Origin of the sequence: Emcibacter sp. SYSU 3D8 (genome assembly GCF_039655875.1) — a bacterium.
Taxonomy (GTDB): domain Bacteria; phylum Pseudomonadota; class Alphaproteobacteria; order SMXS01; family SMXS01; genus RI-34.
Window position 1 is genome coordinate 1 of sequence record NZ_JBBYXK010000005.1, and the last position, 14911, is coordinate 14911.

Consider the following 14911-nt stretch of genomic DNA (forward strand, 5'->3'; position numbering starts at 1 on the left):
TTGACGCCTTCCGACGCCAGAAGATCAACTACCCGGCGACCAATGCCCTTCGTCGAGCCCGTCACGATGGCATTCTTGCCCTTTAAACCCAGATCCATGATTCATCTCCCAACCAGATGTGAAAAACTCGCTTCGACCCCCCGTGAGGCCGCTGCCGCGCGCCGAGACCGGCGCATTGAAGTCCCGCGAACCGGATGCGGCGTGACCGCATCTGTCATGAAAAGGCGCCCGGAAGGTCTCCCCCTGCTCCGCGGGACGTAACGGCAGGATCGGAGCCATATCATAGATTTTTGCCACCGAACAGGATAAGAGCGGGCAATCACAAGACATCGGAACGGGTACCATGACACAGACCATCATCGTCGTCGGCGCCGGCCATGCCGGAGGCCAGGCCGTGGCAACCTTGCGGCAGAAGGGATTCGACGGCCGCATCATCATGATCGGCGACGAACCCTATGTCCCCTACGAGCGCCCGCCGCTCTCGAAGGCCGTGCTGGCCGGCGAACTGGAGGTCGAGCGGACCTTCCTGAAAAAGGACACGTGGTACCCGGATAAGCAGATCGATTTCCGCGCCAACACGCAGGTCACCGCCATCGACCGCCGCGCGAAGACGGTCACCACGTCCCATGGCGAGAACCTTGCCTATGACAAGCTGCTGCTGGCGACCGGTACCAGGGTCCGCAAGCTGCAGGCGCCGGGCGCCCACCTCGAGAACATCTTCTATCTGCGTGCCATCGACGACACGCTGGCGATCCGCAAGCAGATGAAGCCCGGCGCAAAGGTAGTGATCGTCGGCGGCGGCTATATCGGTCTCGAAGTGGCCGCCGTGGCGGTGAAGATGGGCTGCGACGTCACCGTGCTCGAAGGTCTGGACCGGGTGATGAGCCGTGTCGTGGCGCCGGAGGTCTCGGCATTCTACGACAAGGTGCACACCGACGCCGGTGTCAAGATCCGCACCGGCATGGCGGTGACCGGCTTCGAGGGCCATGGCAAGGTCGAGCGCGTCACCTGTGCCGATGATTCATTCTTTCCCGCCGATCTGGTCGTCATCGGTGTCGGCGTCTTGCCGAACGTCGAACTGGCAGCCGACGGCGACCTGGCCGTCGACAATGGAATCGTCGTCGACGAATACTGCCAGACCAGCGACGAGAACGTCTGGGCGGCCGGCGACTGCACCAACCATCCCAATGCGCTGCTGGGCCGTCGCCTGCGCCTGGAATCGGTCCAGAACGCCGTCGACCAGGCGAAGACCGCCGCCAACGCCATGTGCGGCGAGTTGAAGGAATATGCCGAAATACCGTGGTTCTGGTCGGATCAGTATGACCTGAAACTGCAGATCGTCGGCCTTTCCGAGCCCGGCGACGAGGTCGTGATCCGCGGCAACCCCGCCGAACGGAAATTTTCGGCGATCTACCTTCGGCACGGCAAGTTCGTGGCCATCAACGCCATCAACATGATCAAGGATTTCATGGCGGCCAAGAAGATGATCGCCGCAGGCACGCAGCTTGATCCGGTCCGTGCCGCCGACCCTGAAGTACCGCTGAAGGATCTGTAGTCGGCGGAATAGGTTGCAATGCTCCGCGCCTTTGGCTAGGAAGCGGCGAAAACCCGCAGCAGATACCCTCGAGGACACACATGGCAAAAATTCTCATCACCAACCGCGACGGCGAGCAGAGCGAGATCGAAGGCGAGATCGGCATCTCGGTGATGGAGAATCTGCGCGACAACGATTACGAACTGGAGGCCATCTGCGGCGGCCAGTGCTCGTGCGCTACCTGTCACATCTATATCGACGATGCATGGCTGTCCAAAGTCGGCGCTCGCAACGACGAAGAGAACGAGTTGCTTGAGGAACTGGACTGCGTCCAGCCCGGCTCGCGCCTGAGCTGCCAGATCGAGTTCAGCGAAGATCTGGACGGTCTGACACTGACCATCGCGCCGGACGAATGAGCCGCACGGCTCTCTGACTGAAAAGCCCGGCCTTGCGCCGGGCTTTTTGTTTCTAGAACGGCGCCGACATGAAAATGCCGCCCCGATACTCGGTATAGGACCGGCGGTCGCTGTTCGACGCGCCGCCGGCAAAGGAAAAGTTCACGGGTGGCTCGGCAGGCCGGGCCGACGCCGCGACTGGCAGGGCATTGCCATAACCATCGACCGGCGGCGTGCCGTTGTCGTAGGTCGACACGTTGTTGACCTCGCGGACATCGCTCCACAGACCGTAGCGAAGCTGGCCGTTGCCGAAAGCGAATTTCAGGCGATTGTCCGGCCTGACCCGGTAGGCGGTAAACCGCGGCATCGCCGAATAGGTGTCCCTGCCCCGGAGATTGAACGCATCGTCCTTGCAGACCGGACACGGCCGGGACTTGTAGCCGCGCGCATTGGTCACGCGCGGCAGGCCAGTCGCCCCGGCAAGCTTCAGTTTGGCGGGACGCCCCAGCAGACCGCTCGGCTCGGGAAGCCGCGCAAGCGCGTCCACCATCTGGAGAAATTCGCCACCGGCGTCGAACGCGGGCTGCGCGGCGCCCTCGCCGGCACGCACCGGCGTGACCATGAACGGAACAATGAGCAATGCCCAAAGCATCTTCATCTGAGTTCCCCCGTTGATGCCTTTGCAAAGGAATTAGGCCTCATTTGCCGGATTCCAACGGCGCCCTTGGCCATATCCTGCCGGTGGCATAGGCTCGGTGCAATCAAGGGGAGAGACATGACGAACCGTAAAAGCACCGTGGTTTTTCAGAACGCGTTTATCGTGAACGACATCGAGGCGGCGGTTGCCCGCTGGGTGAAAACCATGGGTGTCGGCCCATGGGTCATGCTGGAGAACATCAGCATGGCCAATGCCTTCTACAAGGGCAAGCCGACCACCATGAAGCTGCATGCCGCCCTGGCGGCGTCGGGCGGCATCCAGATGGAACTCATCCAGCCGTTGCACGACCATCCGTCGGTCTACCGGGACTACTTTCCCACCGGAAAGGAGGGCTTTCACCATATCGGTGTGCTGACCGACGACGTGCAGCGCGATGTAGAGATGTACCGGAAGCTGGGCCACGAGGTGATCGCCTCGGGAGGCAACCCGGACCAGACACACATCGCCTATGTGGACACCTGGAACACCGGCCATTGCCTGGTCGAACTGATCCACGCCGACCAGGCCTACATCAAGATGAGCCGCATGCTGGAAGACGCCGCCCGCACCTGGGACGGCAAGACCATGACCGTACCGCGCGCCTAAGGGGAAAGACCGATGAAACAGCACCAGAATCTCGTCATCACCCAGAATGCCTGGGTGGTCCGCGACCTCGATCAAGCCATCGCCCGATTTACCCGAACCATGAAAGTGGGTCCGTGGTTCATGATCCCGAAAATCGCCCTGAACACCGTCATGTATCGGGGAAAGCCGGCTGAACTCGACATCTCGGTGGCCGTGGCCTTCGCCGGGCATGTGCAGCTGGAGCTAATCGAGCAGCACAATGACAGCCCCTCGGCCTACCGCGACACGGTGCCGAAAGGCCAGGACGGCTATCACCACATCTGCTTCTATCCCGACGACTACGACGCCGAACTGGCCCGCTACATGTCGATGGGCTACGAGGTGGCGACCAGTGGGCAGGTCACCTCGGCCAACGACCGCCGGTTCTGCTACATCGACACCCGCAAGGACCTCAACTGCATGGTCGAGCTGGTCGATGCCCCGGAAGGCGGCAGCGTCGTCTGGGCGGCGCTGCGCGAGGCCACCGACAATTGGGACGGCAGGACCGACCCGATCCGGACCATGGGACTCTAGGACCGGTCCCTAGGGCGAGATGATCGTGCAATTATCGATCAGCATCTCGGCGCCGTTGATGAACTTGGCTTCGTCGGATGCCAGGAACAGCACTGTGTTGGCCACATCCTCCGGCTCGCCCAGGCCCGGACCGGGCGGGCCGGCGCTGGCCGGATCGGCGCCCTTTGGCGTGGTGCCGCCCTCGGCCGCCGCCTGCTTGATCATCTCGGTGGCGATGCCGCCGGGGTGTATCGAGTTGACCCGGATCCTGTAGCCCGACTGCTGGCAGTGAACCGCCGCCGACTTGGTCATCGAGCGCACCGCGCCCTTGGCCGCCGAATAGGCGAAGAATGGCGGAAAGCCGAGGAAGGCCGCCGTCGACGACACGTTGATGATCGAGTTCAGGTCGGCGTTCTGCTTCATCAGGCCGATGCCGTATTTCAGGCCGAAGAACACGCCGTCGGTCATGATCGAATGGACCCGCCGCCATTCCTCGGTGGTCGTGCTTTCGACCGTCTTGACCACCACGATGCCCGCATTGTTGACCAGCACGTTCAACTTGCCGAAATGGTCGGCGGTCTGCTTCAGCACCTGCTGCCAGCCATCCTCGTCGGTCACGTCCTGGCGGATGAAGATCGCGCCGTTGCCAGCCATCTGGGCCGTTTCTTCGCCGCCCGCCACGTTGACATCGGTGATGACGACCTTGCCGCCCTCCTCCGCCAGCCGGATCGCATCCGCCCTGCCCAGACCGGCGCCGCCGCCGGTGACCAGGCACACCTTGCCCTCGATTCGTCCCATGGAAACCTCCCCGTTTCGCTGATTGTCAGATGCCGCGGACCATCATGTGCATGCCGTCCGAATTGTCTTCCCGCAGCTTCTTGTACGGGGCGTATTCGGGGCCGAACCAGAATTTCCTGAAGGCGTCCTCGGACGGATACCGCAGGGCGATGAAAGACGCGTGCGGCCAGCTGCCGTCGAGTTGATCGTAGGTGTTGCCGGCGGCGCAGGCCTGCACGCCGAACCGGGCGCTGATCGGTGGCACTTCCGTGTAATAGGGCTTCATCGCCTCCATGTCGCGCGTGTCGCCGCCGCCGATCATGAACACGGCGCCGCTGCCGGTGGCGGGCAGCGGATCGTCGGTGAAGGCTTCCGCCAGGATGCAGTCCTGGTCGCTGGCCGCATCGCGAACCTCCTTCATCGGCTTGTATTCCGGCGAGTTCCAGAACGTCCGCGCCTGCGCCAGCGACGGAAAGCCCAGCAGCACCATGCGCTCGCGCTTGTACTTGCCGTCGAGCACTTCGGCATCGTTGTCGATGGCCAGGATCTGACCGCCATACGAGGCGAGAATCGGCGGCGCGCCCTCGACATATTTGGCCATGCCGGCCTCGTCCTTGATGTCGATGCCGATGAACATGTAAGCGACCTTGGTCATTCCCGTTTCCCCATTCTCAGTTAACGAACGCCGTGCATCAGCCGCTTCAGCAGCGGTGACAACAGCAACAACAGCAGCGCCGAGCCGACCGCGGTCCAGCCTACTGACATGAACATACTGCCATATACCGGCAGCGCATCGGCGACGGCGACGTCCTCGCCCGGCATATGCTTGATGCTGGACGTCATGGCGATCAGACCGGCGCCGTAATTGGCGAACGCGTTCGAGAGGAACCACACGCCCATCATCAGGCCGGTAATCCGTGCGATCGAAAGCTTGGTCACCGCCGACAGGCCGACCGGCGAAATGCACAGCTCGCCGGTCGAATGGAACAGAAAGCCCAGCACCAGCCAGCCGAACCAGACCTTGTCACCTTCGGCCGCCATCTGGATGCCGATGACGAACATGAAGAAGCCTAATCCCATCTGCAGCAGCCCGAGCGCGAACTTGAGCGGAATGTGCGGCTCCCGGCTGCGCCGGTCCAGACCTGCCCAGAGCGCCGCGAACACCGGGGCGAACAGGATGATGAACAGCGGATTGATCGACTGGATCTGGGACGGCACCACCGTCAGGCCGAACAGGCTGAGTTCGACACCGCGCTTGGCGAACAGCGCAATCGAGGTGCCGGTCTGCTCGAAGAATGCCCAGAACAGGGCATGGAACGGCATCAGGATCAGAATGGCGAAGATGCGGTCGCGCGCCACCGGCTCGAGCCGCAAGGCCGAATAGACGATGACCGCCAGCATCGCCAGACCGCCGGCGACGCCGAGTAGACCGCCGACAATATGGCTGTGCTGCACCAGCAGCCAGACCGGCAAAAGCGCGAGGATGCAGCCGCCGATCACCGTGTGCTGAACCGTCAATCCGGCAAAAACCGGGCGATCGAGCGCGGCCGGATCGGGCGCCTCGCCTTTGCCTTCCAGCCAGCCGCGGCCAAGCACGAACACCACCAGCCCCAGGAACATGCCGACGCCGGCCGCACCGAATCCGTATGACCAGCCATAGGTCTCGCCCAGCCAGCCGCACAGCAGCGGCGCCATCCACGCGCCAACATTGATCCCCATATAGAAGATGGTGAACCCGCCGTCGCGGCGCCGGTCGCCCTCGTCATAGAGGCTGCCGACGATGGACGAGATGTTGGCCTTGAGTAGGCCCGTCCCGACGATGATCAGCGCCAGCGAGAAGTACATGACCTGCATGGCGCCCAGATCGCGCGTGACGTTGCCGGCGGCATCGGCGGTCGCCTCCGCGCCCTCGAACGCCATGCCGAAATGGCCGAGCATGATCAGGATGCCGCCGAACAGCACGGCGCGGCGGAAGCCCAGCCAGCGGTCGGCGATAAAGCCGCCAATGATCGGCGAGATATAAACCATGGAGGTATAGGCGGCGAAGATGCCGTAGGCCGGGTCGTCGGCGAACAGGAAGTGCCGGGTCAGGTAGAAAATCAACAGGGCGCGCATGCCGTAATAGCTGAAGCGCTCCCACATCTCGGTGAGAAAAAGGATGGCCAGCCCGCGCGGGTGCCCCAGTATCTTGCCGCCCGCTGCCATGCCGTCCATGAGTTCCCCTTCCTCGTCCGCCCGCCACTATAGAGAAACGGAAGGCCTGCAAAAGAGCCTTATCATTCCGGCGTGCCGGGCTATAGTCGCCGCGACACAGAGGGAGATTCCGATGACCGACATCCACAAACCCGTGGACGCGACGCTGACGCTGGAAAACCGCGTCGCCGTCTTCACCTTGAACCGCCACGACGTGCGCAATGCGCTGACCGGCAACAATCTGATCCAGGACATCGTCGACACCTGCAAATGGGTCAATGCAACGCCGGAGGTGTCCGTGCTGGTCATCACCGGTGACGGCTCGGCATTCTCGGCCGGCGGCAACGTCAAGGCCATGAAAGCCCAGGGCAGCCAGACCGTCGGACACGTGGCGCAGACCTACCGCGACGGCATCCAGCGTATCCCGCAGGCGGTCCAGTCACTGGAAGTGCCGGTGATCGCCGCCGTCAACGGCCCGGCCATCGGCGCCGGCTGCGACCTCAGCCTGATGTGCGACATCCGCCTTGCCTCGACCGAAGCCATCTTCGGCGAGACCTTCGTGAATCTGGGCCTGATCTCGGGCGACGGCGGCGCATGGTTCCTGCCCAAGATCGTCGGCTACCAGCGCGCCGTCGAGCTGACCTTCTCGGGTCGCCTGGTGAAGGCCGACGAGGCGCTGACGCTGGGCATGGTGCTCGAAGTCGTCGAGCCGGACCAGTTGATGCCGCGGGCGCTCGAGATGGCCCGCCTGTTCGCCTCGAAGCCGCCGATCACCACCCGCTATACCAAGCGGCTGATGAAGCTGGCCGAGCGTGAGCAACTGAAGGACTTCCTCGACCAGTGCGCCTTCTTCCAGGGTGTCTGCCACCAGACCGCCGACCACCAGGAAGCTGTCGACGCGTTCATCGAAAAGCGTTCGGCCAACTTCGCCGGGCGCTAAGGCATCCGCAGCCGACCCCTCTCCCGCAACGGGAGAGGGGTCGGGCCGACGACGGATCGGCCATTCTCCCCTGGCCGGAATGCGCGCCGCCGCGCTGAATCCAGCCGGCCAAGATTCTCATCCCATTCGATTGAACTGCGCGAACAGAGCTCCACATACTGTTGAAAGAACACGTGTTTCTGAAAACGCGTGATTCACAAAACCGCAACAGGAAGGCTGCTCGATGAGACGCGAAATCGCGCTTCTCGCGATACTTCAATCCGTGCTGCCGGTCGTTGCGATGGCGCAGCAAGCCCCGCTGCCCGAAGCGGTCACGGCCATGCTGCGCATGGCCGCCGAGCGTGACGCGAAGGAACACACGACGCGTTATCTGGATGCTGCGGTGGCCATCGCCGCCGACGTCTATCCCGAAGCGCACGGCGCCGTGCTGGCCGAGGCCCAGCGCCTCGCGCCGGCCCGCGCCACCGGGCTGGCGTCGGTGATCAGCGGCGAGACGCGCAGCTCGGCGCCTCCTCAGGTCGCCGACGAGAAATCCGTGCCGCCCGCCAGCAAGGCGGCCGAGAAGGCCGCCGCACCCAAGCCCAGCGGTTTCCTGCCTGTCGATCATTGGAAGGGCGGCGTCGAACTCGGCGCGGCGATGAACAGTGGCAACGTCTCCAGCCGGTCTGTCGCCACAGCCGTCAACATGCTCAACGACCGCCAGAAATGGCGTCACAAGGTGGGCGCCACCTTCGGGCTGATCCGGACCGACGGCGTGACCACCAAGCGGGCGGCGACCGCCAGCTACCAGCTCGACCACAAGTGGACGCCGCGTTTCTATAATTACGGTTTGTTCGACTACAGCCGTGACCGGTTCGGGACATTCCACGAGCGCTATCTGGAGACGCTGGGCTTCGGCTACCGGGTCTTGCAGGGCGAAACCTATTCGCTCGACATCGAGGGCGGCGCAGCACTGCGCCAGAGCACGCCCACGCGGACCATGATCCGCGAGGACGAGTACGGCGGCCGCGTGAATACGGTGTTCAACTGGAATGTTTCGGACAGTTTCGCCATCAACAATACCGGGTCGGCTTTCGTGACGGACGCGCGCACATCGCTGGAGAACACCGTGGCGTTGAAAACCAAGATCACGGACCGCATTTCCGGCAAGCTGTCGTTCAATCTGAAGCACGACACCGAGGTGCCGATGGACACCGTCAGGACCTCGACCGAGACCAAGGCGACGCTGCTCTACAGCTTTTGATCCGCATCAAGATCATGAATTTGCTCGGCAATGTTTGAATTGCGCGAGCCGGGTCCCATATTCGTCTCAATCATAACGGGCACCAACCCGCCCAACTCCGGCAATTCCACGACAGCAAGGGGGTACGATGCAACGCGGGCTCGCGTTTCTCGCCGCTATTCAATTCATGGCACCGGTCGCCGCCATGGCCCAGGAGGCAAAACTGCCCGACGGCGTGGCAGTCATGCTGCGCAAGGCGGCTGACAGGGACATCCAGGAAAATACGTCGAGATATCTGGAGACGGCGGTGGTGATCGCTGCCGATGGCTATCCGAACCTGCGCGGCGAGATTCTTGCCGAAGCCGGGCGGCTGGCGCCAGGGCGGACCGGTGCGGTGACTGCCGCTGTTGCTAACCGGCAAATGCCGGCATCAGCAACGCCCGCGCCAGAGCCCCAGGCCGCCGTCAGCGTCCCAACGCCGCCCACCCCGCCCGCAAAGAAGCCAGTCCCGCCAAAACCCTCCGGTTTCGCCGGCTTCGACAACTGGACAGGTAATGTGGAGCTGGGCGCCAGCCTCAACAGCGGAAACATCTCTTCCCAGTCGATCGTTGCTGCCCTCAGCCTGCTCAACGACCGGCATAAGTGGCGCCACAAGCTGGGCGCCAGTTTCGGACTGCTCCGGACGAGCGGCACCACCACCAAGGAACAGGCGGCAGCCAAGTATCAGCTCGACTACAAGTGGAGCGACCGGCTCTACAATTTCGGCCTGGTCGAATACGAGCGCGACAAATACGGCGCGTTCCGCGAGCGGTTCCTGGAATCGATCGGCGTCGGCTACCGGGCGCTCGAGGGCGAAACCTATTCGCTGGACATCGAGGCCGGCGCCGCTGTGCGCCAGAGTACGCCCACTGCCACCATGATCAGCCAGACCGAGTATGGCGGGCGGCTGAATACGGTGTTCAACTGGGATGTTTCCGACACGTTCTCGATCATCAACACGGGATCGGTTTTCCTGTCCGACCGGCGAACCTCGCTGGAAGACACCGTCGCCTTCAAGACCAAGATCACCGAGACCATCTCGGGCAAGTTGTCATTCAATGTGAAGCACGACACCGATGTGCCGCTGGGGAACGCCAAGACCTCGACCGAAACCAAGGCGACGCTGCTCTACAGCTTCTAGAGGTAGCGCCGCTCGAACCGGCGCCCCAGTCCGGTGAGCAATTCGTAGGAGATCAGCCCGGCGGCGCTTGCAGCGTCGTCGAGCGTCCACTCCGGGCCGATCAGGTCGATCATGGCGCCCGGCGCGGCGGCGCTTTCCGGCGCATCCGTCACGTCCAGCGCGATCAGGTCCATGGAGACCCTGCCCGCAAACGGCACGATCACGCCGCCGGCACACGCCTTGCCTCGTCCGCTTGCAGGCGTTGGCCAGCCGTCGGCATAGCCGGCCGCGATCACCGCCAATCGCGCCGGACGCGTCGTGGTGTACGTCGCTTCATAGCCGACAGTCTCACCGGCTTCCACGAACCGCTCCTGCAGCACGCGGACGCTCAGCCGGACCACCGGTTTCATGGGATCAGGCCAGCCCTCGACAGGGTTGCCGCCATAAAGCGCGATCCCGACGCGCGCCAGATCGAAGCAATATGCCTCGCCGATCAGCACGCCGGCGGAATTGGCCAGGCTCGCCTGCGCGTCGGGGAACAGCGACCGCACCTGCCGGAATCGCTGCAACTGCCGGGCGTTCAACGGGTGCTCTGGCCGCCGTGCGCAGGCCAGATGACTCATCACCACGGCAATCCGGAAATTCTCGGGCGCCGACGCCGCCAGCGTTGCGGCTTCCGCCATTGTCATGCCCAGCCGGTTCATGCCGGTGTCCACGTGAATCATGGCCGCGCCGCGATCGCCGGCACGGCCACAGGCGTCGTTCCAGCGGGCGACCTGGTCCAGATCGTTCAGCACCGGCGTGAGCCGGGCTTCCCTGACGCTTTCCTCGTCGCCCGCCATCAGGCCGTTGAGCACGGCGATCTTCGCCTGGGGCAGCATGCGCCGCAGCGACAGCCCCTCGGCAATCGTGGCGACGAAGAACCGCCGGCAGCCCGCGTCCCACAGCGCCTTGCCCACCCTGCCCGCACCCAGTCCATAGGCGTCGGCCTTGACCGCGGCCGCAACCTCGGCGCCATGAGCCTGCGCCTGCATCAGCCGGTAATTGTCGGCCAGCGCGACCAAGTCGATCTCAATCACGCCCGCAGGCGGGACGGATTCCGTGTTCTGGGGATAGGAAAAGGCCATCACCGACAGGTAGCGCGCGCTTTGCCATTGCACAATAGCGGCCTGCGACGCGCATGCTCTATTCCCCAAATCGGCCCAAGACAATAGAGTTGCGACTGAGCGGGAATCGCCTAATGTGGCCGACGAACCGGCCGGTAACAAACCGCCCGCACACGATCTTGAAAGGGTTGCACATGAAATTGGGAATTCTTCTTGGCTATTCCGGTGGCCGAATGGATTTGGGCATCGAGTCCGTGAAACTGGCCGAGAGCCTGGGCTATGACAGCGCCTGGACCGCCGAGGCCTATGGCTCCGACGCGGTCACGCCCGCCGCCTGGGTGCTGGCGCAGACGACGAAGATCAAGGTCGGCACCTCGATCATGCAGATTCCCGCGCGCACGCCCGCCTGCGCCGCCATGACCGCCATGACCCTGCAGGAATTGTCCGGCGGCCGCTTCATCCTGGGTCTCGGTCCGTCCGGCCCACAGGTCGCGGAAGGCTGGCACGGCGTGCCCTATGGCAAGCCCATGGTGAAGGTGAAGGAATATGTGGAAATCGTCCGCCAGATCCTGAAGCGCGAAAAGCCGCTCGAGTTCCACGGCGAGGAATACCGCATTCCCTATGATGGCCCCGGCGCCACCGGTCTGGGCAAGCCGCTGAAGAGCATCCTGCACGGCGACCCCAGCATGCCGATCTATACCGCGGCGATCACGCCGGCCGGTATCCGCGCCTCGGCGGAAGTGGCCGACGGCTTCTTCCCGATCTGGATGAACCCGGAACGTTTCGACGTGTTCAGGGAAGACATCGACAAGGGCCTCGCCAAGGCTGGCAACGGCAAGACGCTGGCCGATTTCGACGTTGCGCCGTTCGTCAACGTGGTGATGGGCGATGACGTGGACGAGTGCCGCAACAAGGTGCGGCCCGGCATGGCGCTCTATATCGGCGGCATGGGCGCCCGGTCGAAGAACTTCTACAACGACTACGCCAAGCGGCTGGGCTACGAGGATGCGGCGGTAAAGATCCAGGACCTGTTCCTGTCCGGCCAGCGCGCCGAGGCCGCCGCCGCCATTCCCGACGCGCTTGTCGATGCCGTCGCCCTTTGCGGCCCCAAAGAGCGCATCAAGGAACGTCTTTCGGTCTGGAAGGACGCGGCGAAGAAGAACCACATCGGTTCCATGCTGATCGGCCGCACGTCGCCCGACGCGCTGAAGGTCATCGCCGAGGCGATGCTCTAGGCATCGCCGCTTTTGGATACGGCAACGGCGCATCCGCAAGGACGCGCCGTTTCTTTTTCACCTGTGCAGTGGGTCAGGCCGCGAGCGGCTTCACCACCGGCGTGCCCGAGGACCAGTCGATGCGCCGGACCGGGTCGGTCTTGCCGTCCCAGGTGTCGGCGCCTTCCTTGATGATCGCAAACATCTTCTCGATCATCTCGCCGCGATACATCAGCTGCATCATCACGCCCGGCTGATCGACGGAATCGATATAGGCATGCTGATCGCCATAGGTCTGGCGAACCTCGTAGTTCATGCCCTTGGCTTTGAGTTCGTCCAGCTTCTCCTGGATGGTGCCGCCGCAGAACACCGCCAGGTGCTGCAGGCCGCCTTCAGGATGCTCCTTCAGATATTCGCTGTAGATGCTGGCCACCGGACCGATCGGCTCGATCACCTCGATCTGCTGGTCACCCGAATAGGCGAAACCGGCCTTCAGCTCCAGCTTCACCGGCTTGCCGTCCACCTCGCCGGGGAACTCCTTCAGATGTTCCATGTAGAACGGTCCGATGCCGCGGGCGATCCAGTGCTTCATCGCCGCGTCGATATCGGGCACCACATAGCCCTGCTGCAGGACCGCGCCGAATACGTTGCTCATGACATGTCTCCCGATTTCTGAGTCGCCGAATGGTAGACCCAACGGGACGGCCGTTGCAACGACACGGCGGACCTGCGACTCTGGCCTGAGGATCGGCACCTCCGGCGCCAGCCAGCATTCGCTCCCCCTTCGCCCTCAACCGACGGTATTGCCGTGCACCTCGACCCATCGATCACCGTACTCGTCGCCGCGATCCTCGGCATCCTGGCGATCGCCGCCGCGTCCAAACTGCTCAACCAGCCGAATGTGGTCGGTTACCTGGCAGCCGGTATCGTGCTGGGCCCGGCGGGACTGGGCCTGATCACCGATACCGAGCTGCTCGACCGAATGGGAGCCTTCGGCGTTCTGCTACTGATGTTCTTCGTCGGCATGGAGGTCACGCCGCGCAAGCTGCTCGCCACCTGGAAGATCGCCCTGCTGGGCACGCTGTTCCAGATCGGCGTGAGCATCGGCTTCATCACGCTGCTCAGCCCGCTCACGGACTGGTCGATCCAGCAATGCGTGTTCTACGGCTTCGTCATCAGCCTCAGCAGCACGGCCGTGGTCATCAAGCTGCTGGAAACCCGCGGCATGCTGCAGAAGGCGCTGGGCCAGGACATCCTCAGCATCCTGCTGGCGCAGGACCTGGCCATCATCCCCATGATGATGGCCCTTTCGGCCATGAATGGCGGCGAGATCAGCAGTACCGACCTGGCGCTGCAAGGCATCGGCAGCCTGCTGTTGCTGGGCCTGCTGGCCTTCGTGCTGATCAAGAAGGAGATCCACCTCCCCTTTGCCCGGCACATCAGCAGCGACCACGAACTGCAGGTGTTCGCCGCGCTTGGACTGTGTTTCGGACTGGCGGTGATCACCTCGTTGTTCAACCTGTCCGGCGCGCTGGGCGCCTTCGTTGCCGGCATTGTGGTCTCGGCAGCCCGCGAGACCGACTGGGTGCGGGGCAGCCTGGAATCCATGCGGGCCCTGTTCCTGGCGTTCTTCTTCGTCTCCATCGGCATGCTGATCGACCCGCAATTTCTCTATGAGCACCTGTTACAGGTCTCCATCGTGGTGGTCGGCGCGTTCACGATGAACACGGCGATCAATGCCTTCGTGCTCCGGCTGGCAGGGTATGACTGGCGCAGCGCCGTCTACGGCTCGAGCTACCTGGCGCAGATCGGCGAGTTCAGCTTCATGCTCGCGGCCATAGGTGTCAGCAGCCGGATCATCAACAAGGCCGACTACAATGTGATCATCGTGGCGATCGCCGTGTCGCTGATGGTCAGCCCGTTCCTGACGGCACTGGCCGGACGGCGGCTGCAATCGATCCAGCCCCACGAGGACTAGGCGCCGCAAGAGAGCCGTTGCATTCGCTGGCGGACAGCTTATCTTTTCGCCATCATTGGCCTGTGTCTCCGCCTAGCGGAAAGCCTGTGCCTACGGCCATCAGTTTCCCATTTCCGCCTGAGTGCAGTTGCCTGAATGACCTACCGTTCCGTCCTCCCAGCTTTCGCGTGCATCCTGGCCGTCGCCATGGCCGTCATGCTTCCCCTCGACGGCGCATTTGCCCAGAGCAAGCCGAAGGCGAAGAAGGAAGGTCCGCTGCCGCTGCAGTTGCAGTCACAATGCAGCTGGCCCGGCCAGCGGCTGGTCCACTCGCTGCTTCGGGATGATACCGTGGCGGCGAAGGACCATCTTGCCTTCTACGAACAGTTCAATTGCCCTAACGACCATCTGGCCAAGGCATTTGCCTGCGCGGTGGATGCGCCTGCCGGCGCCGGCCGTCCACGAGCGGAAATCCTGGTCGAGAATTGCTGGGAAACCCTGTCGCCCACACGGGAAACCGAGGAAGACGCGGATGCGGCCGCCAAGCTTGGTCGCAAGCAGTCCAAATAGGGCCGCCGGG

The 14911-nt window shown here is 63.4% G+C and carries 16 protein-coding genes and 1 pseudogene; 10 read left to right on the top strand and 7 right to left on the bottom strand.

The window, feature by feature from the left end; translation table 11 throughout:
- A pseudogene (locus tag WJU21_RS15995) lies at positions 1 to 98 on the bottom strand (3-ketoacyl-ACP reductase); the annotation flags it as partial.
- A gap of 245 nt (positions 99 to 343) precedes the next feature.
- Here WJU21_RS15995 and WJU21_RS16000 point away from each other — a divergent pair.
- Positions 344 to 1555 carry an FAD-dependent oxidoreductase gene (locus tag WJU21_RS16000; RefSeq protein ID WP_346324464.1) on the top strand — a complete coding sequence of 404 codons (1212 nt, stop codon included), beginning with the start codon at positions 344 to 346 and terminating at the stop codon, positions 1553 to 1555.
- An 80-nt stretch (positions 1556 to 1635) separates the two neighbouring features.
- On the top strand, positions 1636 to 1950 hold the full coding sequence (locus tag WJU21_RS16005) for a 2Fe-2S iron-sulfur cluster-binding protein (RefSeq protein WP_346324465.1): 315 nt from the start codon (positions 1636 to 1638) through the stop codon (positions 1948 to 1950).
- 52 nt (positions 1951 to 2002) lie between these two features.
- Here WJU21_RS16005 and WJU21_RS16010 read toward each other — a convergent pair whose 3' ends face one another.
- Positions 2003 to 2587, bottom strand: a complete 585-nt coding sequence (locus tag WJU21_RS16010; protein ID WP_346324466.1) for a hypothetical protein — start codon at positions 2585 to 2587, stop codon at positions 2003 to 2005.
- Between the two features lie 117 nt (positions 2588 to 2704).
- Between WJU21_RS16010 and WJU21_RS16015 the strand changes: the two genes are divergently transcribed.
- Together WJU21_RS16015 and WJU21_RS16020 are read left to right on the top strand one after the other, a co-directional pair.
- A complete protein-coding gene (locus WJU21_RS16015; RefSeq protein ID WP_346324467.1) occupies positions 2705 to 3232 on the top strand; it encodes a VOC family protein in 528 nt (175 codons plus the stop codon).
- Positions 3233 to 3244: 12 nt separating this feature from the next.
- Positions 3245 to 3784, top strand: a complete 540-nt coding sequence (locus WJU21_RS16020; protein ID WP_346324468.1) for a VOC family protein — start codon at positions 3245 to 3247, stop codon at positions 3782 to 3784.
- 9 nt (positions 3785 to 3793) lie between these two features.
- Here WJU21_RS16020 and WJU21_RS16025 read toward each other — a convergent pair whose 3' ends face one another.
- The 3 genes from WJU21_RS16025 to WJU21_RS16035 are packed head-to-tail and all read right to left on the bottom strand — an operon-like array spanning position 3794 to position 6754.
- Positions 3794 to 4561 carry an SDR family oxidoreductase gene (locus WJU21_RS16025; protein WP_346324469.1) on the bottom strand — a complete coding sequence of 256 codons (768 nt, stop codon included), beginning with the start codon at positions 4559 to 4561 and terminating at the stop codon, positions 3794 to 3796.
- A gap of 25 nt (positions 4562 to 4586) precedes the next feature.
- Positions 4587 to 5195 (bottom strand): DUF1330 domain-containing protein, encoded by a 609-nt coding sequence (locus WJU21_RS16030; RefSeq protein WP_346324470.1) that lies wholly within the window; start codon positions 5193 to 5195, stop codon positions 4587 to 4589.
- Positions 5196 to 5215: 20 nt separating this feature from the next.
- Positions 5216 to 6754 (bottom strand): peptide MFS transporter, encoded by a 1539-nt coding sequence (locus WJU21_RS16035; RefSeq protein WP_346324471.1) that lies wholly within the window; start codon positions 6752 to 6754, stop codon positions 5216 to 5218.
- Positions 6755 to 6866: 112 nt separating this feature from the next.
- On the opposite strand from WJU21_RS16035, the gene WJU21_RS16040 reads away from it, so the two are divergent.
- The 3 genes from WJU21_RS16040 to WJU21_RS16050 all read left to right on the top strand — a co-directional run bounded on the left by WJU21_RS16040 (position 6867) and on the right by WJU21_RS16050 (position 10075).
- Positions 6867 to 7673: an enoyl-CoA hydratase-related protein gene (locus WJU21_RS16040; protein ID WP_346324472.1), complete on the top strand. Its 807-nt coding sequence runs from the start codon at positions 6867 to 6869 to the stop codon at positions 7671 to 7673.
- A 223-nt stretch (positions 7674 to 7896) separates the two neighbouring features.
- Entirely contained in the window at positions 7897 to 8916 is a 1020-nt protein-coding gene (locus WJU21_RS16045; protein WP_346324473.1) for a DUF481 domain-containing protein, read from the top strand.
- Positions 8917 to 9043: 127 nt separating this feature from the next.
- A complete protein-coding gene (locus tag WJU21_RS16050; RefSeq protein WP_346324474.1) occupies positions 9044 to 10075 on the top strand; it encodes a DUF481 domain-containing protein in 1032 nt (343 codons plus the stop codon).
- Here WJU21_RS16050 and alr read toward each other — a convergent pair.
- Positions 10072 to 11214 (bottom strand): alanine racemase, encoded by a 1143-nt coding sequence (alr, locus tag WJU21_RS16055; RefSeq protein ID WP_346324475.1) that lies wholly within the window; start codon positions 11212 to 11214, stop codon positions 10072 to 10074. The genes WJU21_RS16050 and alr overlap by 4 nt on opposite strands.
- Before the next feature lie 140 nt (positions 11215 to 11354).
- Here alr and WJU21_RS16060 point away from each other — a divergent pair, with 140 nt between their 5' ends.
- Complete coding sequence (locus tag WJU21_RS16060) at positions 11355 to 12395, top strand: LLM class F420-dependent oxidoreductase (RefSeq protein ID WP_346324476.1); 1041 nt, start codon at positions 11355 to 11357, stop codon at positions 12393 to 12395.
- 73 nt (positions 12396 to 12468) lie between these two features.
- Here the strand turns inward: WJU21_RS16060 and WJU21_RS16065 are convergent, their stop codons facing one another.
- Complete coding sequence (locus tag WJU21_RS16065; RefSeq protein ID WP_346324477.1) at positions 12469 to 13029, bottom strand: VOC family protein; 561 nt, start codon at positions 13027 to 13029, stop codon at positions 12469 to 12471.
- 153 nt (positions 13030 to 13182) lie between these two features.
- On the opposite strand from WJU21_RS16065, the gene WJU21_RS16070 reads away from it, so the two are divergent.
- Together WJU21_RS16070 and WJU21_RS16075 are read left to right on the top strand one after the other, a co-directional pair.
- Positions 13183 to 14352 (top strand): cation:proton antiporter, encoded by a 1170-nt coding sequence (locus WJU21_RS16070; RefSeq protein ID WP_346324478.1) that lies wholly within the window; start codon positions 13183 to 13185, stop codon positions 14350 to 14352.
- Between the two features lie 135 nt (positions 14353 to 14487).
- Positions 14488 to 14901: a hypothetical protein gene (locus tag WJU21_RS16075; protein WP_346324479.1), complete on the top strand. Its 414-nt coding sequence runs from the start codon at positions 14488 to 14490 to the stop codon at positions 14899 to 14901.
- The last annotated feature ends 10 nt before the right edge of the window (positions 14902 to 14911 follow it).